The sequence below is a fragment of the Aurantiacibacter suaedae genome, assembly GCF_005434915.1.
GTDB lineage: Bacteria > Pseudomonadota > Alphaproteobacteria > Sphingomonadales > Sphingomonadaceae > Alteraurantiacibacter > Alteraurantiacibacter suaedae.
Genome location: NZ_SKCG01000002.1, coordinates 444,548 through 463,510, shown reverse-complemented (window position 1 = coordinate 463,510; position 18,963 = coordinate 444,548). Strand labels below are relative to the sequence as shown.

Genomic DNA, 18,963 nt, shown 5'->3' with positions numbered 1-18,963 from the left:
CCGCCCCTTTCTCCTCTCCAGCCCGGTATTTGCGAAAGCTAGTTGGCCAGCCGCATCTGTTCGCCGTCCGCGCCGGGCAGCGGGGCCGCCTCGGCCCGCCCATTTGCTGCGGCAAGGCCGGCTCCCTGCGGCGCGAACCGGCCGTTGACCTGCGCACCCTGTTCGATGGTCAGCGTTTCGTAGCTGACATCGCCGAGAATGCGCGCAGTCTTGAGGATGACCAGCTCGACCGCGTCGATCCGGCCTTCCACTGTTCCCGCCAGCCGCGCGCTTTGCGCCTTGACCTCGCCTTCGATGCGGCTGCCTTCGCCCTGCACCAGCGAGGCGCAGGCGATATCGCCGATGACATTGCCATCGACATGCAGATCGACCGACGCCTCGACATTGCCGTGAACGGTGACGTCCGGCCCGAACACCGAAAAGGTGCTGGAATTAGCCACCCGCCGTCGCTCCGTCGGGCTCCCCGGCGATGCGGGCAGGGCGGGATCTTGCTTCTTCAAGAACATGCGGGGCGGTCTCCAGGAACGGGCGCGGGTTCACCGCGCGGCCGTTGATGCGTACTTCGAAATGCAGGTGCGGCCCGGTCGAACGGCCCGAGCTGCCGATGGCGCCGATCACCGCGCCTGCATCGACCTTCTGGCCGACCTGCGCTGCGGAGCGCGACATGTGGGCATAGCGCGTGATCATACCCGAACCATGGCTCACCTCGACCGTGCGGCCATAACCACCCTTGAAGCCGACGAAAGTCACCTTGCCCGCGGCGGCGGCGCGAATCGGCGATCCGTAGGGGCCACGGAAATCGAGCCCCGAATGCATCGCGGCGTGGCCTCTGAACGGGTCGCGGCGCACACCGAAGCCCGAGCTGATTGAACCGGCATCGGCGGGCATCACCTGTGGCACACCGTCGAGCCCGCGTTCGAGCGCGCTCATCCGGGCAAGGCTGAGGCCAAGGCGTTCGAAGCGCGGATCGATCGAGCCATCGCTCTCGGTCGAGAGCAATTCGAGCGGACCACCAACCGCCACGCGATCCTGTGCCAGGATCGCGGACGGATCGAGGCCGAGCGTCCGCAGCGCGTCCTCTGCGCGGCGCGCGCGCCGGTCGGCAAAAAGGGTCATGCGTTCGACAAAGGCGAGCTGACGCGCTTCGAGCTGCGCCAGGCCCACGGCTTCGGGGAAGCTCTCGCCCACCATGCTGATGAGGCGGGTGGCCTCTTCGTGCGAATCGGTGACGGTGTCGTCGGCGCTCTTGGTGAGCAAATCCTCGGGCAGTTCAGCGGCCAGCTGGTCCAGCACGTCCTGCCGCTTGGCAAGGTCTGCCATGGTCTCGTCGAGATCGTCGCGATAGGCCTCGAGCCGGTCTTCCGACTTGGCCACGGTCGCCTCCCGGTCAAGCAGCGAGGCCATCTCGGCGCTCGACTGGTACTGCGTCACGGCCATGGCACCCAGCGAGCCGAACCAGAACAGGCCAATCGTCAGGGCAAAGGCAGCAGTTCCCATCTGCAGGCGCGGGCTGATCTTGATGAAACGAACCCGTCCCTGCGAGCGCATGATGAACTCGCGCTCCGGAAACCAGGAACGAATGCGCTCCAAACGCTTTTCAATCTTAGAAAAAAGCAATGGCGACCCCGTCTGCAGTGTTACCCCTGTCGGCGGGTGCGATAGCCTATGCGCCCCGGAGGTCGACCTTGTCTCCGATAACACGGGGTGAACCGAAAGGAGCACGGGACGAAGCGTGCCATTTTCCCGGAACTTTTGGCGAAGTGCTGGAACTTTCCCTCAATTGAGGTGTGCCCGATTCGCCACCTGACAAAACATCAAGCGAGTGATAGGCCTGATTTTCATGAATACAGAACTCAAGACCCGCACGGCCGATTCCGGCCAGGAAACCCCCGCCGATTGCGAGCAGATCGTGCATTCGCTCGCGCGTGCCGGACGCAAGGCGCAGCGCGTGCTCGCGCTGATGAGCGACGCTGACAAAGCGGACGCCCTGCGCGCCGCGGCGGCTGCCATCCGCAAGGCGGCGCCGGAAATTCTCGCCGCTAATCAGAAGGACCTCGAATCCGGCAAGGCGAACGGGCTCGAACCCGCCATGCTCGACCGGCTGATGCTAGATGAGCAACGGCTCGACGGCATTGCTTCTGCAATCGAGAACGTGGCGAGTCTACCCGATCCGGTCGGCCAGGAAATTGACCGGAGCACCGCGCCTTCCGGGATTGAGCTGGTGCGCCGCCGCATTCCGATCGGCTTGATTGGCATCATTTACGAGAGCCGTCCGAACGTCACTGCCGATGCTGCCGCGCTTTGCCTGCGCTCGGGCAATGCGGCGCTGCTGCGCGGCGGGAGCGAGGCGGTCAAGTCGAACCGTGCGCTGCACGCCGCCTTTACCGAAGGCGTTGCGAGCAAGGGCGCGCCCGCCGAGGCGATTCAGCTGATGCCGACGCAGGACCGTGCCGCGGTTGGTGCGATGCTCAAGGCTGCGGGGCTGGTCGACATGATCGTGCCGCGTGGTGGCAAGAGCCTGGTCGAGCGGGTGCAGAAAGATGCCCGCGTGCCGGTGCTCGCGCACCTCGACGGCATTTGCCACACGTATATTCATTCTGCTGCCGATCCCGAAATGGCGAAGAAGCTGGCGCTGAACGCGAAGATGCGCCGCACGGGCATCTGCGGCGCGATGGAGACACTGCTGCTCGACGCGAACTTCCCGGCCTCGCAAGAGGTGGTGGCCGAACTGCTCGATGCGGGGTGCGAACTGCGCGGCGATCCGCGTGCGCAAGCGCTCGATTCGCGGATCGGCACTGCCTCCGATGAGGACTGGGACACCGAATATCTCGACGCCGTATTGTCGGTCGCCGTGGTCGATGGGCTCGATGCCGCGCTCGAACACATTGCGCGCCATTCCTCGGGCCACACCGAAGTGATCGTGACCGCCGACGAAGCTGCAGCCGCGCGTTTCCTGGCCGAAGCCGACAGCGCCATCGTGATGCACAACGCCTCCAGCCAGTTTGCCGACGGTGGCGAATTCGGCCTCGGGGCCGAGATCGGCATTGCGACGGGCCGTCTGCACGCACGCGGGCCGGTGGCGCTCGAAGGGCTGACCACATACAAGTGGCAGGTTCACGGCACGGGGCAAGCACGCCCCTAAGCCGCGCCGCATAGGGGAGAGGCCGGATGCGTTACAATCGATTGGGGGCGACCGGAATGGTCGTCTCCGAACTATGTCTCGGCGCGATGACCTTCGGCAACAAGCCGGGCGGCTTCTTCCAGCACGACCTCGATCAGGCGGGCTCGACCGCGTTGGTGAAGCAGGCGCTCGACGCGGGCGTGAACTTCATCGACACGGCCAACGTCTATTCGTTTGGGCAGAGCGAGCAGTTCACCGGGCAGGCCCTGCGCGACCTCGGCATTGCGCGCGATCAGATCGTGATCGCGACCAAGGGCATGGGGCCGATGGGCGAGGGGCCGAACGACGGCGGCTACAGCCGCTATCACCTGCTCGGGCAGATCGACGCCAGCCTTGAGCGGCTCGGGCTCGACCATGTGGACCTTTATCAGATCCACGGCTGGGACCCGAACGCCGGGATGGAAGAGGGACTGCGCGCGCTGGAGGACATCGTGCGTTCGGGCCGGGCGCGCTATGTCGGCGTCTCCAACTGGGCGGCGTGGCAGATCGCCAAGGCGCTGGGCATTGCCGAGCGGCGCGGGTGGGACAAATTCGTTTCGAATCAGGCCCATTACGCCGTCACCGGGCGAGAGCTGGAGCGCGAGATCGTGCCGATGATGCGCTCGGAGGGGCTGGGGCTGCTGGTCTGGAGCCCGCTGATTGGCGGCCTTCTTTCGGGCAAGTATGACTTCGGCGAGGATGGCGCGGTGAAGGGGGAAGGTCGGCGTATGACGCTCGACTTCCCGCGTGCCGACATCGGCCTTGCCGCACAGGCAGTGGAGGCAATGCGGCCGATGGCGGCTGAGCGCGATGTGTCGGTGGCAGCGGTGGCGCTGGCATGGCTGCTCCATCAGGAGGTGGTGTCGAGCGTGATCATGGGCGCGCGCAAGACCGATCAGCTGGCGCAGAACCTTGCCGCGACCGATATAGAGCTGACCGCTGGCGAGTTGGAACAGCTTGGGGCCATCGGCGCCCCAGAAGACGACTATCCGCAATGGGCGATCAAAGCGCAGAGCCACCGCCACGGGTTTCGCGTCACCCCGCGTCGGGCCACGCCTTGCTGAAACATGGCGGACGCCGCCACCGCGATGGCCCGCTGACCGGGCTGCTCGGCGGGAGCTTCAACCCGGCCCATGCCGGCCATCGGCGAATCTCGCTGTTCACGTTGGATGCGATCGATCTGGACGAGGTCTGGTGGCTGGTTTCACCAGGCAACCCATTGAAATCGGCAAAAGGTATGGCCCCGCTTGGTGCCCGCGTTCGCTCGGCCCGGCAGCAGAGTCGCCGGGCGCCGATCAAGGTCACCGCGATCGAGCGTGAACTCGGCACCCGCTACACCGTCGATACGCTGCGTGCGCTCAAGCGAAGGTTCCCCCGCCGCCGGTTCATGTGGCTGATGGGGTCGGACAATCTCGCCCAGTTTCACCGCTGGAAAAGCTGGCGCGCCATTGCGCGGGAAATGCCCATTGCCGTGATTGCCCGCCCCGGCTATGATACTGATGCCCTTGCAAGTCCTGCAATGGCCTGGCTGCGGCGTTACCGGTTATCTGCAGCCCGCTTTCGCAACCGGGGCGAATGGAGCGCACCCGCTCTGATAGAATTGCGTTTCGATCCCGATCCGCGCTCGGCGACACAGCTGCGCGAACAGGATCCGCACTGGGCGGACGGATTTTCCGGCGCACCGCCTCGCGATGAAGTGACGCATTCTCTCATTCATGTGTCCCATAGGGAGCCGGGTGCGTGAGCCACCCGGTTTCGCTATTGCCCATGAGCATCTCTCTATGAGGAGCCTGACCTTTCGTGATGACCGAAGTGAGCATCCCGGCGCATCTGCGTCGCGGCCACATCGGCACCAGCACCAGAGCAGCAACCATATTTGCAATGACTGACCAACTTTCAGAAATCGAAACGATCCCCGGATCGCTCCACGAAATGATCCTCAAGCAGCTTGATGACGATCAGGCGCAGGAAATCGTGTCGATCCCGCTCCAGGGCAAAAGCTCGGTGGCCGATCACATGGTGATCGCCTCGGGCCGCTCGACCCGGCAGGTCGCGTCGATGGCGCAGAAGCTAGCCGAAGAGCTCAAGAAGTCCGGCGAGCCGAGCCCGCGAATCGAGGGCCTGCCCGCCGCCGACTGGGTGCTGATCGATGCGGGCGACGTGGTCGTCCACCTTTTCCGCCCCGAAGTGCGCAGCTTCTACAACCTCGAGAGGATGTGGGGCTTCGGTGACGAGGGCGAGAAGAAGAGCGCGGTCGGCAACGCGTAGTTTGTTTTGCGCGCCCCCATCCGGGGGCGCGTCCTCGGTGCTGATCCCTTCGCTCCGCTACGGGGCACCTGCGGGCGGCCAGTCGGCCTTGCGGTCGCAGTGCGACCGATTTAGGCCTCCTTCCCATGCTTCTCCATGTCATCGCGCGCGGAAAGATCGCCCGGTCGCCTGAGGCCGAGCTGGTCGCGCGCTATGAGAAGCGCATTACCTGGCCGCTGAAACTCACCGAACTGCCCGAAACCGGCGGCCGCATTCCCGAGCCGCTCACCCCCATGCGCACCGTACTGCTTGACGAAAAGGGCAAGAATCTCTCTTCCGAAGAGCTGGCCCGCCAGCTCGAACAATGGCGCGATGGCGGGATGCGTGAGTGCCGCCTCGTGATCGGGGCTGCCGATGGCCATGCGCCCGAGGAGCGCGAGGCCGCCGACCTGCTGATCTCGTTCGGCAAGGCGACCTGGCCGCACCTGCTGGTGCGCGCCATGGTGATGGAGCAGCTGTTTCGCGCCACCGCGATTCTTGCCGGGCACCCCTATCATCGGGCAGGATAGCGCGATGAACCGGCTTATCCTGTTGCTTATCGCTGCTGGCCTGTTTGCGGCCACCGCCTGGGCGCAGGCGCCGGTCATGTTCGACAATGCAGAGGACACCCGCGCCGCGCTCGCAAAAGCGCTTGCCGAACGCCGCGCCGCCGAGGCGCGCAGCGCGCAGTTCGAGAAGCAGGCGAGCGAGGCGGAGGACGCCGCCGAACGCTATGCCGCCGAAGCTGCCGCGACCGCCGCACAAATCCAGCAAGCCGAGGCCGGGATCGCTGCCGCCAATGCTCGCATCGCCATGATCGACCGCGAACGGCATGATCTGCGCGAGGAGATCGGCACGCAGCAGAGGCCCGTGGTCCGCCTCACCGCCGCCTTGCAGAAGTTCACGCGCCGCCCCGTTGCGCTGGCGGTGCTGCGGCCCGGCTCGGTGAAGGATGTGGTCTACCTGCGCGCGCTGATGCACGACGCCGTGCCGCAGGTGCGCGAACGCACGCAAGGCCTGCGCGACCGGATCGCGCGCGGGCGCGAATTGCGGCGCGAACAGCTTGCCGCCGCGAACGTGCTCGCGACCGAAGAAACCGACCTGGCCGCAAGGCGCAAGGAGCTGGCCGAGCTGGAAACCAGCCAACGGCTGGCCGCCCGCGCTGCGGGTAGCACGGCGAATCGCGAGGCTGACCGCGCGCTGGCGCTGGCCGAACAGGCGCGCGATCTCGATGGGCTGGTCGATGAGCTGGACCGTGCGGCAACGTTGCGCAGCGAGCTGGCGGCCTTGCCCGGCCCCGTCCTGCGCCCGCCCCGTCCGCGCGAACCGGGTGCGGCAGGGGTCGAGCTGTTCGGCGCGGCCAATGCGGATGCTGCGGCCGGACCGGCGCAGCCCGATGGTCCCTCGCCCTATATCCTGCCCGTCACCGGCAGGCTGGTGACCGGTTTCGGCGCGAGCGACGGTGCCAGAACCAGCACCGGGCTCACCCTTGCGCCCATCGCCGGGGCGCAGGTGGTGGCCCCCGGCGCCGGGCGGATAGCTTTTGCCGGAGCCTATCGCGGCTATGGCCGGATCGTCATTGTCGAGCACGCAGGCGGCTGGACCAGCCTCGTCACCGGATTGGCGCGCGCCGATGCCAAGGTGGGCGATCAGGTCGCGGCCGGCGCGCCGCTGGGCGTGGCGGGGCCGGGACGCCCCACGATAACGCTCGAACTGCGCAAGGCGGGTGAGCCGGTCAATCCGCTGCGCCTGACCGAGTGAGGCCTGGCGGCCTTGTCTGCCGCACAACGCGCCTCATCTGGTGTTAACCCGGCACCTGCGATAGAAGCACGCTGAGACAAGAGCAGGACAATCGCCGCATGACATTTCGCTTCCCCGTCGCCCGTGCCTTCCGCGCCGCCGCCCTGTGTACAGCCGTCGCGCTCGTACCGGCGACGACTGCCGGCTTCGCACAGGTCGAGAGCCGCGCCTCGCCCGAGTTCGCCAAGCTCTTTGCGACATATCAGCGGATCAAGGCGAGCTATGTCGATCCGGTGGAAGACGATGTGCTGATCCGCGGCGCGATCGACGGGATGCTGGCCGCGCTCGATCCGCATTCGGCCTATCTCGATGGCACCGCGCTCAACCGGCTCGAAACCATGATCGACGGTAATTATCAGGGCCTCGGCATCTCGGTGCAGATGGAAGAGGGCGTGGTGAAGGTCGTCTCCCCGTTCAAGGGCAGCCCCGCCGAAGCCGCCGGGATCAAGGCGGGCGACTATATCACGCACATCGATGGTAAGCTGATCTACGGGCTCGATATCAATGACGCGGTGGCCCAGATGCGCGGCCCGGCGGGCAGCCCGATCGAGCTGACCGTGGTGCGCCCCGGCCGCGACACCAGCTTCGAGGTGTCGGTGACGCGTGGCCTGATCGAGCTGGAGCCGGTCACCTCTGAACTCAAGAGCGGCAATATCGGCTATATCTCGGTCAACGAGTTCTCCGCCGATGTCGGCAAGGATGTCGCCCAGGCGCTCATGTCGCTGCAAAACGAGGCGACCGGACGGCTGACCGGGCTGGTGCTTGACCTGCGCCGCAATCCAGGCGGTTCGCTCGATGAAGCGGTGACGCTGTCGGATCTGTTCCTCACCAAGGGCCAGATCGTCTCGCAGCGCGGCCGCAGCCGGCGCGACACGATCTATTACGACGCCGAAAGCGCTTTCCCCGGCGATGCGGCGGCGGGCCTGCCGATGATCGTGCTGATCGACGAAGGCTCGGCCTCGGCCTCCGAAATCGTGGCCGGTGCGCTGCAGGACCATCACCGCGCGCTGGTCATGGGCGAGCGTTCGTTCGGCAAGGGCAGCGTGCAGACGCTGCTCCCGCTCACCCGCGACAGCGCCCTGAAGCTCACCACCGCGCGCTATTACACGCCTTCGGGCCGTTCGGTGCAGGAAGGCGGGATCGAACCCGATATCCGCGTGCCGCAGCTGAGCGATCCCGATGCCGAACGCCGCCAGCGCCTTGCCCTGCGCGAAAGCGATTTGCGCGGACACCTCATCGGCGAAGTCGCTGCCGAGGACGAGGCACTCGAACGCGACCGGCTTGACGATCCGCGCTTCCAGTTGACCGCCGAGCAGCTTGAGGAGCAGGGGATCGAGGACTTCCAGCTCGACTATGCCCTGCGCACCTTGCGCCGCACCGGCGGCACCGCGATTGCGGCGCGTGATCGCTAGGGCTTGAGCGACATGTCCGACCTCTCGCTGTCCGACCGCAACGCGCGCCTGCTGGCCCTGATCGTGCCGCTGGCCTTGCTGGGCGGGGCTTACCTGTCGGAATATGGCTTCGGCCTTTATCCTTGCGAGATGTGCTGGTGGCAGCGCTATCCGCATTTTGTCGCCGCGATGCTGGCGGTGCTCGCCTTCTTCGTGCCGCCCAAGCGGATATGGACCGCGCTGGCGGCGCTGGCGATTGCCGTCTCGGGCGCTATTGGGCTCTTCCATGCCGGGGTGGAATATGGCTGGTGGGAAGGCATCACCGGCTGCGCCACCACCGTGACCGGCACGGAAAATGCGCTCGATGCCGTGCTCAACGCGCCAATCATCCGCTGCGATGTGGCGCAGTGGGAGCTGCTGGGCATTTCGCTGGCGGGCTGGAATGCGCTGTTCTCGCTTGGTAGTGCGGCTGCTATCTGGACACTGTTGCTGGCGAAGGAGCGCATCTGATGAAAGACCGTAGCGCAATGATCAGGGTCGATCAGGCGGGCGAATTCGGCGCCACGCGGATTTACGCGGGCCAGCTGGCCGTGGTCGGCGAACGCGGGCCTCATGCCGCGCAGATCCGTCACATGGCCGAGCAGGAGAAGGTCCACCGCGCCAAGTTCGATGCCTTGATGGCCGAGCGGGGTGTCCGCCCCACTGCGCTGCAGCCGTTCTGGTCGATCGCGGGTTTCGCGCTGGGGGCGGGCACGGCGCTGATCGGGCCGGAAGCTGCCATGGCCTGCACCGCCGCGGTCGAGGAAGAGATCGACCGCCATTACTCAGCCCAGCTCAACGAGCTGGAGGCCGATGGCGACGATCCCGAACTTGCCGCGCTGGTCGAGCAGTTCCGCGAGGAAGAGCGGGAGCATCGCGATACCGCGCTGGCGTCTGGCGCGGAGCAGGCACCGGCCTATCCGCTGCTGTCGGGTGCGATCCGCCTCGGCTGCCGGGTCGCGATCAAGCTTGCCGAGCGCGTCTGATCGTTGCCCTGGATCAAACGCGCTTCATCGCGCGTTCAATAGACCAGACGAATAGAGAGAGCTGCGGCCCTTGCCCCACCGATCCAAAGGGCCGACCCAGAGGAACGCCATGACCCGACTGTTTGCCCTTGCCGCCATTTCCGCCACGCTCGGCCTCGTCCCTGCCGCCGCCTCGGCGCAGGATGAGGGCGGGGACCGGGTCAACATGGTCAACGTTTATGGCGAAGATGCCTGCCCGCAGTCGGATGGTGACACGATCACTGTCTGCGCACGCTTTCCCGAAAGCGAGCGTTATCGCATTCCGCGCAACCTGCGTGAAAGCAATTCTCCCGATAACGAATCGTGGACCCAGCGTGCGCAGAGTCTCGAAACGGTCGGCAAGTTCGGCCCGATGTCGTGCTCGCCCGCTGGCGCTGGCGGCGATCTGGGCTGCACGGTCGAAATGATCGAAGCCGCCTACCGCGAGCGCGAATCGGGCAGCGACGTGCGCTTCAGCCAGCTCATCAACGAGGCCCGGCAGGAGCGCCTGTCCGAAATCGACAGCGAAGCCGCCGCCACGCAGGAGCGGGTCGAACAGCTCGAGCGCGCCTATATGGAGCGGCTTGAGGCCGAGCGCGATGAGCCGTTGCCAGACGAAAGCGATGCGGAGGCCTCACCGCAGGTGGTCGACCCCGGCGCCGTTCCGCCGCCGCCGGGCGAGTAAGCAGTCTTAGCCACCGGGATAGCGCGCGAACTCTGGCAGGGCGGCAAGGTCTGCCATCCAAGCTCGCCGTTCGGCCACTTGTATCTGCGCTTGCGGGGTGACGGCATCGGGATCGTCAAGCGTCACTGACGGCAGATCGACGATCCCCGGCAGTGCCTCTTCGTTTACAAAGGCCAAGGGCGTGCCGCAGGTGCCGCAGAAGCTGCGCATCGATCCACTTGGCGCGGTGTAGCGTATCGGCTCCGCCCCCGAAAAGCGGACCTCTTGTGACGGGAACGCGATCCAGCCGACCACCGGTGCACCATGCGCCATCTGGCAGTCGCGACAATGGCATAGCGCGTGGTGCGCCGCTTCGCCTTCAGCTTCGTAACGCACCGCGCCGCAGCGGCATCCACCTGTTAGCATGATCGTTCCTCCTGATTCTCGTCAGATTGGAACGTATAGAGAACAAACGCCTCAGGCCAGCGAAATGTCGGGCGCGTCTTCCTGCTTCATGCCAACGACGTGGTAGCCAGCATCCACATGGTGCGTCTCGCCGGTAACGCCCGAGGACAGATCGGACAGGAAATAGAGCCCAGCGCCGCCCACGTCCTCGATGGTGACATTGCGGCGCAGCGGCGAGTTCAGCTCGTTCCACCTGAGGATATAGCGGAAATCGCCGATCCCGCTTGCCGCCAGCGTCTTGATCGGGCCAGCGCTGATCGCGTTCACGCGGATGTTTTCCGGCCCCATGTCGTTGGCGAGATACTGCACGCTGGTTTCCAGCGCGGCCTTGGCCACACCCATCACATTGTAATGGGGGACGACCTTTTCCGCGCCATAGTAAGTCAGCGTGACGATCGAGCCGCCGTCCTTCATCAGCGGCCGCGCGCGTTTGGCCGCAGCCACCAGCGAATAGACCGAGATGTTCATCGTCATCAGGAAGTTGTCGAGGCTGGTATCGACATATTTTCCGCGCAGCTCGTTCTTGTCGGAAAAGCCGATCGCGTGAACGAGGAAGTCGAGCTTGCCCCAGCGCTCTTCAATCGCGGCAAAGGTCGCGTCCATCGCGTCCATGTCGGATACGTCGCATTCGACGAGGAAATCGCTGCCGATCTGCGCGGCCAGCGGTTCGACCCGCTTCTTGAGCACTTCGCCCTGATAGGAGAAGGCCAGCTCCGCGCCGTGTTCGGCCAGCTTCTTTGCGATACCCCAGGCCAGCGATTTATCGTTCGCCAGCCCCATGATGAGGCCTTTTTTGCCTTCCATCAAACCGTTCATCCCTCGGGATTCTCCGTAAGTTTAGCCTGCGCCGCCCTGGCGCGATTGTCTTGCTGCCCGATCCAGTCCTGCTCTTCCGGGCTTTCCACCAGGGCTGCGTTCAATTCCGCGCCCATCACCAGTCCTAGGCCGACGAGCCAGAAAAAGAAAAGCACGATCATCACGCCGGCGAGCGAGCCATAGGTTGCGTCGTAGGAAAACACCATGCCGAGCAACGGGGGCAGTGCAAGCGTGACCATGATCCACCATACGGTGACAAGTAGCACACCCGGCCACTTCTTGTACTTGCGTTTGCGATAGCGCGCCGGTGTCAGCGAATAGAACAGCGCATAGAGCGAACCGAACAGGCCGAATGCGGGCACGATGCGCGACCAGGCGAGGCTGCCGAGCAGTTCCCGCAATTGCGGGAAAAAGGCTTCGATCACCTGCATCGCCGTCCCGATCAGGACATTGGCCAGCAAGCTGAGCATCAGCAGCACAACCGCGCCGATGATGATTCCGGTCGAGGCCAGGCGGCGTTTCCACATCGCTTTTTCCGCCTTGGTGCCGAACGCGCGGCGCAGCATATCGCGCAGCGTTTCGATCAGGCCGCCCACGGTCCACAGGCCGAACAGTCCGCCCAGCCACAACAGCCAGCCACTGCGCTGTTCGATCACGTTGCGCGCGACCGGGCCGATCACCTCGCTGACCACCGGCGGGAAGGCCGAAAGCACGGCAACCACCGTGGCTGTCTGCTCGCTTTCTTCGCCGATCAGGGTGAACAGCGCGGCGCCTGAAATGAAGAACGGGAAGATCGCCAGCATCGCCAAGTAGGCAAGGTTTCCGGCATGGATGAAGCCATCGGCGAATGTGCCCGCAAGCACGCGCTTGCCAACCTCGAAAGCCTGCGTGCCGGGGCCGACCTCGCGCTTGACGCTGGCCGGCAGCCCTAGCTTGATTCGCCTGTGCGCCTCACGCCGACGCGCTTCGGGGGTCAGGTCGGGTACGGGTTCCTCTTCCGCACCGGGCAAATCCAACGCAGGGTCGTCTTGCTCATCGGTCATGGCTGCTCCTGATGATTCGGACCATCCGCGACCTTAGACTCCCAGGTTGGCGCGGACGGGGTTGTCATCACTCCAACCCTCGAGCCGCTGGGAAAGGTCCGCGTAATCTTCCGGCAGGACGATTTCGAGCCGTACCAGCTGATCGCCGCGCCCGCTGCCCTTACGCGAGAAACCCTTACCCTTTAGCCGCAGCACCTTGCCCGAACTGGTGCCCGGTGCCACCGTCATCATGACCGGGCCATCGACCGTGGGAAGCTTGACCTTGGCCCCGTTCACTGCCTCGTCGAGCGTGATCGGCAGATCGAGCCGTACGTCATCGCCCGAGCGCGTGAAGAAAGGGTGAGACTGGATATCGATGGTGACGATCCCGTCACCCGGCCCGCCGGGACCTTCCTGGCCCTTGCCCTTGAGCCGCATCTGCGTGCCGTTCTCGACCCCTTCGGGCAGCGACAGGTCGATGGTCTTGCCATCGGCCAAGGTAATGCGCTGCCTGGTGCGCGCGGCGGCATCGACGAAGCTGACCGACAGGCGATAGTTGATGTTCGCGCCCTTGGGCCGGGGTTGCGGCCCGCCGCGCCCGAAGCCTGAACCCGCGCGCGAGGAGCCGCCGCGACCGAACAGACCTTCGAACAGGTCGCCGAGGTCTACCTCCTCGCCGCCGAAGCCCCCGCCGTTTCCGCCACCGCGCGCGCCGCCGCGAAACGGTCCGCCGCCACCGCCGCCGCCATAGCCGAACGGCATGGCGGGGTTGCCGTCGGCGTCGATCTCGCCGCGGTCGAACTGGCCCCGCTTTTCCTTGTCGGACAGCAGGTCGTAGGCCTGCGTCACGCGGCTGAACCGTTCCGCCGCCTGCGGATTGTCCTTGTTGCGATCAGGGTGCAGTTCCTTGGCCAGCTTGCGGTAGGCGGACTTAATGTCCTGCTCGCTTGCACTGCGGCTCACGCCAAGGGTCGTATAGGGATCGGCCATGGTGTGTTAGCTAGGTAATGCGCGGGGTGAAGGCAAGAACAAGCCTGCGCTGGATTGTGCGCCGGGCAAGAGGTGATCTCCCCGCGCGATGCGTGAGAGCCAGCCAACGGGTCTTTCCTACTTGCGGCTCTCGCGGTAGGCGTCGGGCATGATTGTTCCGCAGCAGCCTGGCGCACCGGTTTTTCTGCTTCAGGACACTGTCACACCTGTCACACCTTGGGCCTGAGCAATGACCGACCTGACCGAAACCATCCCCGATAGTGAACCCTTCGCCCTGTTCGACCAGTGGTTCGCCGAAGCGCAGCAAAGCGAGCCTAACGATCCCAATGCGATGGCGCTGGCCACCGCGAATGCCGCGGGGGTGCCCTCGGTGCGTATGGTGCTGCTGAAGGGTCATGGGCCGGACGGTTTCGTGTTCTACACCAATGCGGAGAGTCGCAAGGGCGGCGAGATTCTTGCCAATCCCCACGCGGCTTTGCTGTTCCACTGGAAGAGCCTGCGCCGCCAGATCCGCATCGAAGGCCCGCTCACCGAGGTGACGAGCGAGGAGGCCGATGCCTACTTCCATTCGCGCCCGCTCGTTTCGCAGCTCGGTTCGGCAGCGTCCGACCAGTCGCGACCGCTCGATTCGCGCGACACCTATCTGGCGCGGGTGAAGGCGCTCGAGGCCGAGCTTGATGGCGCCGAAGTGCCGCGCCCGCCGCACTGGACCGGCTTCCGCCTTGCGCCCGCACGGATGGAGTTCTGGCTTGCCGAACGCAACCGCCTGCACGAGCGGCGCCAGTTCACCCGCAGCGGGGATGGCTGGTCGAGCACGCTGCTGTATCCGTGAGCGACGACCGCGCCCGCCTGACCCGCTCGGCCGCCTTCGCCTCGATCACGATGGCGCTGGTGCTCGGCGCGCTGAAGCTATGGGCCGTGGCGCAGACCGGTTCGACCGCGATGCTGGGCAGCCTCGCCGATACCGCGCTGGATCTGGTCGCCAGCATGGCCACGCTTGCGGGCGTGTGGGTCGCGGCGCAACCGGCGGACCGCGAACATCGCTTCGGCCACGGCAAGGCCGAGGCGTTGGCGGCGATGTTCCAGATCCTGTTGATCACGCTGTCGGCCTCGGCCATCGCCTTTCGCGCGGTGCTGCACCTCGCCAATGGCAACGAAACGCGCGGGGCCGAGCAGGGGATTGTCGTCTCGCTGATCGCCATTGTGGGGACCCTCGCGCTGGTTGCCTGGCAGCGCCACGTCGTGCGCAAGACCGGCTCGCTCGCGATCCACACCGACTCGGTGCATTATCAGTCCGACCTGCTGCTTAACTGCGCGGTCATCGTGGCCCTGGTGCTCGATCAGTACCTTGGTCTCAGCAAGGCCGATCCGCTGTTCGGCCTCGCCATCGCGGCCTGGCTGCTGTTCAACGCCTGGCGCGCCTCGATCGACGCCATCGATGCGCTGATGGATCGCGAGTGGCCTGAAGACAAACGGACTGCTTTCGTGGCGGCGGCGGCGAAGCACCCCGAGCTCTCGCGCCTGCACGATCTGCGCACCCGCACCAGCGGCAATACCGACTTCGCGCAGTTCCATTTCGATCTGCCCGGCAACTACACCGTGGCGAAGGCCCACGCGATCATCGACCGGGTCGAGGCCGATCTGAGCGCGCAGTTTCCGGGGCTCGAACTGCTGATCCATATCGATCCCGCCGGCCATCTCGACGAGCCGGACAACATGCTGGTCGAGGAAAACGAGTTTACCCGGCTGGAACAGGAGCCACCGCAATGACCGCCAGCCCGACTAACCGCGTGCCCTATGTCCATGTCGATGCCTTCGCCAGCCGCGCTTTCGGCGGCAATCAGGCGGCGGTCATGGTGCTGGGCGAGTGGCTGCCAGACGCGCTGCTGCAGCAGATCGCGGCGGAGAACATGTTTGCCGAGACCGCCTTCCTCGTCGCCACGCCGGGCGGGGCGGCGGAGTTCGAGCTGCGCTGGTTCGCGCCCGAGTGCGAAGTGGCGCTGTGCGGCCATGCGACGCTGGCGGCGGGCCATGTCGTGCTGCGGCAGGATGCCGAGCGCGAGGTGATCCGCTTCGCCACGCGCAAGGCGGGCGTGCTGGCGGTGAGCCGTGCGGACGAGGGCTATGAGATGGCTTTGCCCGCGATTGCGACCGACGATGAACCGCCTGCGGGAATTGCCGAAGGGCTTGGCAAGGCGCCCGCCGAACTGGCGTGGTCGGCCAAGGGCTATCTCATCGCGCGCTATGACAGCGAGGCAGAAGTGCGTGCCCTTGCGCCCGACATGGCGCAGCTCGCCAGCCACGGCGACGCGGCCTTCATCGCCACCGCGCGCGGGCAAAAGGCCGACGTGGTAAGCCGCGTGTTCGTTCCCGGCGCGGGCATTCCCGAAGATAGCGTGACCGGCTCGGCCCATGCCGCGCTGGCGCGGTTCTGGGCGCCTCGGCTCGGCAAGGAGGGGTTCTCCGCCCATCAGGCCTCCGAGCGGGGCGGCGACCTCGGAGTTCGGCTGGCGGGCGACAAGGCCATGCTGACGGGCCAGTGCGTGACCGTGGCCGAGGGCCTCTACTACCTGCCCGGATAGAGCTGGACGATGTCGGCCAGTTGTTCGACCAGCGCGTACCGCTGCGGGCCGTCGGTCTTGCCGAGGCGCACCACGGTCAGCTTCTGCTCGGGCGAGACGATCACATATTGCCCCAGGTGGCCTACAGCGGCGAAGGCAGTGTCCGGCCCGCGCGCGGCAAACAGCTCGTTGCGCTCGCCGCCCGAGGGTAGGTTAAGCCAGGTCTGCGCGCCATAGTCGGGCGAGGCGGGGCTGGTGGTGCGCATGAACTCGATCCACCGGCGCGGCACGATCTGCGCGCCTTTAACGGAGCCGCCATGGCGCAGGAATTCGCCGAACTTGCCCCAGTCGCGCGCGGTCGCCCAGATTGAGCTGCCGCCTACCAAGGTGCCCGCCGCGTCATATTCGCCGACCATGCTTTCCATGCCGAGCGGCGCGGCAAGGCGCGCGTCGAGGAAGCTCGCCATGGCCTGCTGGCGCTGCACGGGGGAGCCATCGGGTGCGATCAGATCGGTCGCGATATCGGCGAGGATGACGCTGGTAGCGGTGGAGTAGCGAAACTCCTCGCCCGGCATCGATTCCAGCGCCTGCGCTTCCGCAAACGCAGCCATGTCGTCGCGCCCGGAGAGCAGGAGCATCTGCACTTCGCTCGATTCGTAAGTCGGATCATAGCCCTCGCGGTGGCGCAGGCCCGAGCGCATCTGGAGCAAATGCCGCAGTGTGATCTCGCCGCGCGGATCGCCCGCGCGTTGCCAGCTTGGCACGGGGGCGGGATCGTCGAGCTGGAGCCTGCCGTCGGCAACCAACATCCCGATCAGCGCGGCGGTAACGGTCTTGCTCATCGACCAGCCGATAAAGCGGGTGTCGGCGCTCATGCCCTCGCCATAGCGTTCGGCCACGATCTCGCCTTCGTGCAGCACCACCAGCGCATAGGTGGTGCCGATACCTTCGGCGGTAAACAGATCGTCGACGGCGCGCGCCAACGGTTCGCGCGGCACGCCGGGGTCGGTCACCACGGCTTCCAGCGCCCCTTCAGGAAGCGGTGGCAAAGGGGGCGGGCCATCCTGCGAACAGCCTGCCAACAGGGCCAGCGGTAGGGTCAGCGCCGCAAGGCCCAAATGGCTTGGACTTGGCCTGCGGACGAGCTTGGGGCAAGGGGTGGCGAAACGCGGCATGATCGGCGCGGGCAATCGAACAGGACAGGACAAATGGCAACCGCAAAACGCAGATCGTCGGCCCGCCGCGGGAAGCGTCGTGCGCCGCCCTTTGCAACCGTTGCCCTGATCGTGCTGGTGGCGGGTGCGGCGGGCTGGTGGGCCTGGGGCGAGCAGGCGGCAGGCTATGCCGCAGCGGGCACCGCTTACGGCGCGCGCGTCACCTGCTCGTGCCGCTATATCGGCGGGCGCGACCTTGCCAGCTGCAAGCAAGATTTCGTGCCCGGGATGGAGCCGGTGATGGTCAGCGAGGACGAGTCCACGCGCTCGGTCACCGCTAGCGTGCCGCTGATCGCCAGCCACACCGCGCAGTATCGCGAGGGCTTCGGCTGCGTGCTCGAACGCGTCGGCAGTTAACTAGCTGACCGCGCTCTCGGTCGCTGCGATCCAGCCCCCGCCGAGCACCCGCTCGCCCGCATAGATCACCGCGGCCTGCCCCGGTGCGACGCCATATTCGGGCGTAGCGAAACGGATCGTGCAGGCATTGCCGTTGCCCAGGTCGCCTTCCAGCGTGATGGGCACGGGCTTGGCCAACGAGCGGACCTTGGCGGTCAGCGGACCTTCAGGAAGCGGGCCGATGCGATTGGTCTCGATAATCCGCGCCGCGCCCACTGCGAGCAAACGCTTGGGGCCGACACGGACCTCGGCGCTTTCGGCATCGAGCTCCACCACATAAAGCGGCTCAGGCTGGCCGCCGATCTCCAGCCCCCGCCGCTGGCCGACCGTATAGTGGATGATCCCTGCATGTTGGCCCAGCACCTCGGCGCTTTCGGCGTGCACGATCGCCCCCGCCCGCCCGCCTTCGGGGCGGACCGACTTCACGATCTTGGCATAGTCGCCATCGGGTACGAAGCAGATATCCTGACTGTCGGGCTTGCTTGCCACGGCTAGCCCTGCGCTTTCGGCCAGTTTGCGCACCTCCGGCTTGGGCAGCCCGCCAAGGGGAAAACGCAGATAGTCGAGCTGCGCGCTGGTGGTGCCATAAAGGAAGTACGACTGGTCGCGCGCCGGATCGGTTGCGCGCAACATCAGCGGCCCCTCGGCGCTCTCTTCGCGGCGGACATAGTGGCCGGTGGCGAGACAATCGCCGCCCAGCTCGCGCGCCATGGTCAAAAGGTCGGTGAACTTCGGCCCCATGTTGCAGCGGATGCACGGGATCGGCGTGCGCCCGGCGAGATAGTCGTCGGCGAACTGCTCGACCACTTCCTCGCGAAAGGCGCTTTCGTGGTCGAACACATAGTGCGCAATGCCGAGCCGGTCGGCGACCCTTTGCGCATCGCGGATGTCGTCGCCCGCGCAGCAGGCGCCTTTGCGCCCGGTCGCCGCGCCATAATCATAGAGTTGCAGCGTGATGCCGATCACCTCGGCTCCGCTCTGGGCGGCGAGGGCGGCCACCACCGAGCTATCCACCCCGCCAGACATCGCGACCACGATGCGGCATTCGCTGGCCGGGCGGGGCAGGTCGAACAGGCTGGCCGCATCAAGCGGCGCGGCAAGAACAGGGCTGTCGGGCATCGTGCGCCCATACAGAATGTGGAGGCGCTCGCCAAT

Annotated in this window: 22 protein-coding genes; 14 read left to right on the top strand and 8 right to left on the bottom strand. The window is 66.0% G+C overall.

From position 1 onward, the window contains the following. Nucleotides 1-38: 38 nt before the first annotated feature. Both E0473_RS08550 and E0473_RS08545 read right to left on the bottom strand, forming a co-directional pair. The gene (locus E0473_RS08550) at nt 39-440 is read right to left on the bottom strand and encodes a bactofilin family protein (RefSeq protein ID WP_241657409.1); all 402 of its coding nucleotides are present in this window, start codon (nt 438-440) and stop codon (nt 39-41) included. Further along, nucleotides 433-1,590, bottom strand: coding sequence for a M23 family metallopeptidase (locus tag E0473_RS08545; protein ID WP_338325093.1), 1,158 nt, complete (start codon nt 1,588-1,590; stop codon nt 433-435). Before E0473_RS08545 ends, E0473_RS08550 begins: the two co-directional genes overlap by 8 nt. 250 nt (nt 1,591-1,840) lie before the next feature. Between E0473_RS08545 and E0473_RS08540 the strand changes: the two genes are divergently transcribed. The 10 genes from E0473_RS08540 (at nt 1,841) to E0473_RS08495 (ending at nt 10,365) form a co-directional block, all read left to right on the top strand. After that, nucleotides 1,841-3,142 carry a glutamate-5-semialdehyde dehydrogenase gene (locus E0473_RS08540; protein WP_137680444.1) on the top strand — a complete coding sequence of 434 codons (1,302 nt, stop codon included), beginning with the start codon at nt 1,841-1,843 and terminating at the stop codon, nt 3,140-3,142. Between the two features lie 26 nt (nt 3,143-3,168). Beyond that, nucleotides 3,169-4,224 (top strand): aldo/keto reductase, encoded by a 1,056-nt coding sequence (locus E0473_RS08535; RefSeq protein ID WP_137680443.1) that lies wholly within the window; start codon nt 3,169-3,171, stop codon nt 4,222-4,224. Further along, complete coding sequence (locus E0473_RS08530) at nt 4,218-4,904, top strand: nicotinate-nucleotide adenylyltransferase (RefSeq protein WP_241657408.1); 687 nt, start codon at nt 4,218-4,220, stop codon at nt 4,902-4,904. Before E0473_RS08535 ends, E0473_RS08530 begins: the two co-directional genes overlap by 7 nt. A gap of 137 nt (nt 4,905-5,041) precedes the next feature. Beyond that, complete coding sequence (gene rsfS / locus E0473_RS08525) at nt 5,042-5,428, top strand: ribosome silencing factor (protein WP_137680441.1); 387 nt, start codon at nt 5,042-5,044, stop codon at nt 5,426-5,428. A 125-nt stretch (nt 5,429-5,553) separates the two neighbouring features. Next, nucleotides 5,554-5,976 carry a 23S rRNA (pseudouridine(1915)-N(3))-methyltransferase RlmH gene (locus E0473_RS08520; protein ID WP_137680440.1) on the top strand — a complete coding sequence of 141 codons (423 nt, stop codon included), beginning with the start codon at nt 5,554-5,556 and terminating at the stop codon, nt 5,974-5,976. A 4-nt stretch (nt 5,977-5,980) separates the two neighbouring features. Then, on the top strand, nt 5,981-7,207 hold the full coding sequence (locus E0473_RS08515; protein WP_137680439.1) for a murein hydrolase activator EnvC family protein: 1,227 nt from the start codon (nt 5,981-5,983) through the stop codon (nt 7,205-7,207). Between the two features lie 98 nt (nt 7,208-7,305). Then, nucleotides 7,306-8,658, top strand: a complete 1,353-nt coding sequence (locus tag E0473_RS08510) for a S41 family peptidase (protein ID WP_137680438.1) — start codon at nt 7,306-7,308, stop codon at nt 8,656-8,658. 12 nt (nt 8,659-8,670) lie between these two features. Beyond that, nucleotides 8,671-9,147, top strand: a complete 477-nt coding sequence (locus E0473_RS08505) for a disulfide bond formation protein B (RefSeq protein ID WP_137680437.1) — start codon at nt 8,671-8,673, stop codon at nt 9,145-9,147. Continuing rightward, nucleotides 9,147-9,662 carry a demethoxyubiquinone hydroxylase family protein gene (locus tag E0473_RS08500; protein WP_137680436.1) on the top strand — a complete coding sequence of 172 codons (516 nt, stop codon included), beginning with the start codon at nt 9,147-9,149 and terminating at the stop codon, nt 9,660-9,662. The genes E0473_RS08505 and E0473_RS08500 overlap by 1 nt, the downstream gene beginning before the upstream one ends. Before the next feature lie 109 nt (nt 9,663-9,771). Next, nucleotides 9,772-10,365, top strand: a complete 594-nt coding sequence (locus E0473_RS08495) for a hypothetical protein (RefSeq protein ID WP_194146759.1) — start codon at nt 9,772-9,774, stop codon at nt 10,363-10,365. Between the two features lie 6 nt (nt 10,366-10,371). Here the strand turns inward: E0473_RS08495 and E0473_RS08490 are convergent, their stop codons facing one another. The 4 genes from E0473_RS08490 to E0473_RS08475 are packed head-to-tail and all read right to left on the bottom strand — an operon-like array spanning nt 10,372 to nt 13,637. Then, a complete protein-coding gene (locus tag E0473_RS08490) occupies nt 10,372-10,770 on the bottom strand; it encodes a GFA family protein (RefSeq protein ID WP_137680435.1) in 399 nt (132 codons plus the stop codon). 51 nt (nt 10,771-10,821) lie between these two features. Continuing rightward, nucleotides 10,822-11,625 carry an enoyl-ACP reductase FabI gene (fabI, locus tag E0473_RS08485; RefSeq protein ID WP_137680434.1) on the bottom strand — a complete coding sequence of 268 codons (804 nt, stop codon included), beginning with the start codon at nt 11,623-11,625 and terminating at the stop codon, nt 10,822-10,824. Then, a complete protein-coding gene (locus E0473_RS08480) occupies nt 11,622-12,668 on the bottom strand; it encodes a YihY/virulence factor BrkB family protein (RefSeq protein ID WP_137680433.1) in 1,047 nt (348 codons plus the stop codon). Before E0473_RS08480 ends, fabI begins: the two co-directional genes overlap by 4 nt. Nucleotides 12,669-12,701: 33 nt before the next feature. Further along, the gene (locus E0473_RS08475) at nt 12,702-13,637 is read right to left on the bottom strand and encodes a DnaJ C-terminal domain-containing protein (protein ID WP_137680432.1); all 936 of its coding nucleotides are present in this window, start codon (nt 13,635-13,637) and stop codon (nt 12,702-12,704) included. 229 nt (nt 13,638-13,866) lie between these two features. On the opposite strand from E0473_RS08475, the gene pdxH reads away from it, so the two are divergent. Genes pdxH through E0473_RS08460 form a run of 3 tightly spaced genes read left to right on the top strand, consistent with a single transcriptional unit; the run spans nt 13,867 to nt 16,219 of the window. Next, entirely contained in the window at nt 13,867-14,469 is a 603-nt protein-coding gene (gene pdxH, locus E0473_RS08470; protein WP_137680431.1) for a pyridoxamine 5'-phosphate oxidase, read from the top strand. Beyond that, on the top strand, nt 14,466-15,407 hold the full coding sequence (locus E0473_RS08465) for a cation diffusion facilitator family transporter (RefSeq protein ID WP_137680430.1): 942 nt from the start codon (nt 14,466-14,468) through the stop codon (nt 15,405-15,407). Before pdxH ends, E0473_RS08465 begins: the two co-directional genes overlap by 4 nt. After that, nucleotides 15,404-16,219, top strand: coding sequence for a PhzF family phenazine biosynthesis protein (locus tag E0473_RS08460; protein WP_137680429.1), 816 nt, complete (start codon nt 15,404-15,406; stop codon nt 16,217-16,219). Before E0473_RS08465 ends, E0473_RS08460 begins: the two co-directional genes overlap by 4 nt. Here the strand turns inward: E0473_RS08460 and E0473_RS08455 are convergent. Further along, the gene (locus tag E0473_RS08455; RefSeq protein WP_137680428.1) at nt 16,204-17,373 is read right to left on the bottom strand and encodes a serine hydrolase domain-containing protein; all 1,170 of its coding nucleotides are present in this window, start codon (nt 17,371-17,373) and stop codon (nt 16,204-16,206) included. The two genes, E0473_RS08460 and E0473_RS08455, sit on opposite strands and share 16 nt — an antisense overlap. A 33-nt stretch (nt 17,374-17,406) precedes the next feature. Between E0473_RS08455 and E0473_RS08450 the strand changes: the two genes are divergently transcribed. Continuing rightward, on the top strand, nt 17,407-17,769 hold the full coding sequence (locus tag E0473_RS08450; RefSeq protein ID WP_137680427.1) for a hypothetical protein: 363 nt from the start codon (nt 17,407-17,409) through the stop codon (nt 17,767-17,769). On the opposite strand, the gene mnmA is transcribed toward E0473_RS08450, so the two are convergent. Then, nucleotides 17,770-18,927 carry a tRNA 2-thiouridine(34) synthase MnmA gene (gene mnmA / locus E0473_RS08445; protein WP_137680426.1) on the bottom strand — a complete coding sequence of 386 codons (1,158 nt, stop codon included), beginning with the start codon at nt 18,925-18,927 and terminating at the stop codon, nt 17,770-17,772. Between the last annotated feature and the right edge of the window lie 36 nt (nt 18,928-18,963).

What these genes read in the sequence shown, in the direction of transcription:
- E0473_RS08460 (WP_137680429.1), top strand. Translation starts at nt 15,404, where the DNA reads ATGACCGCCAGCCCGACTAACCGCGTGCCCTATGTCCATGTCGATGCC.
- E0473_RS08505 (WP_137680437.1), top strand. Translation starts at nt 8,671, where the DNA reads ATGTCCGACCTCTCGCTGTCCGACCGCAACGCGCGCCTGCTGGCCCTG.
- mnmA (WP_137680426.1), bottom strand. Translation starts at nt 18,927, where the DNA reads ATGCCCGACAGCCCTGTTCTTGCCGCGCCGCTTGATGCGGCCAGCCTG.
- E0473_RS08495 (WP_194146759.1), top strand. Translation starts at nt 9,772, where the DNA reads ATGACCCGACTGTTTGCCCTTGCCGCCATTTCCGCCACGCTCGGCCTC.
- E0473_RS08515 (WP_137680439.1), top strand. Translation starts at nt 5,981, where the DNA reads ATGAACCGGCTTATCCTGTTGCTTATCGCTGCTGGCCTGTTTGCGGCC.
- E0473_RS08520 (WP_137680440.1), top strand. Translation starts at nt 5,554, where the DNA reads ATGCTTCTCCATGTCATCGCGCGCGGAAAGATCGCCCGGTCGCCTGAG.
- E0473_RS08510 (WP_137680438.1), top strand. Translation starts at nt 7,306, where the DNA reads ATGACATTTCGCTTCCCCGTCGCCCGTGCCTTCCGCGCCGCCGCCCTG.
- E0473_RS08540 (WP_137680444.1), top strand. Translation starts at nt 1,841, where the DNA reads ATGAATACAGAACTCAAGACCCGCACGGCCGATTCCGGCCAGGAAACC.
- E0473_RS08450 (WP_137680427.1), top strand. Translation starts at nt 17,407, where the DNA reads ATGGCAACCGCAAAACGCAGATCGTCGGCCCGCCGCGGGAAGCGTCGT.
- E0473_RS08455 (WP_137680428.1), bottom strand. Translation starts at nt 17,373, where the DNA reads ATGCCGCGTTTCGCCACCCCTTGCCCCAAGCTCGTCCGCAGGCCAAGT.
- E0473_RS08500 (WP_137680436.1), top strand. Translation starts at nt 9,147, where the DNA reads ATGAAAGACCGTAGCGCAATGATCAGGGTCGATCAGGCGGGCGAATTC.
- rsfS (WP_137680441.1), top strand. Translation starts at nt 5,042, where the DNA reads ATGACTGACCAACTTTCAGAAATCGAAACGATCCCCGGATCGCTCCAC.
- E0473_RS08490 (WP_137680435.1), bottom strand. Translation starts at nt 10,770, where the DNA reads ATGCTAACAGGTGGATGCCGCTGCGGCGCGGTGCGTTACGAAGCTGAA.
- pdxH (WP_137680431.1), top strand. Translation starts at nt 13,867, where the DNA reads ATGACCGACCTGACCGAAACCATCCCCGATAGTGAACCCTTCGCCCTG.
- fabI (WP_137680434.1), bottom strand. Translation starts at nt 11,625, where the DNA reads ATGAACGGTTTGATGGAAGGCAAAAAAGGCCTCATCATGGGGCTGGCG.
- E0473_RS08475 (WP_137680432.1), bottom strand. Translation starts at nt 13,637, where the DNA reads ATGGCCGATCCCTATACGACCCTTGGCGTGAGCCGCAGTGCAAGCGAG.
- E0473_RS08535 (WP_137680443.1), top strand. Translation starts at nt 3,169, where the DNA reads ATGCGTTACAATCGATTGGGGGCGACCGGAATGGTCGTCTCCGAACTA.
- E0473_RS08480 (WP_137680433.1), bottom strand. Translation starts at nt 12,668, where the DNA reads ATGACCGATGAGCAAGACGACCCTGCGTTGGATTTGCCCGGTGCGGAA.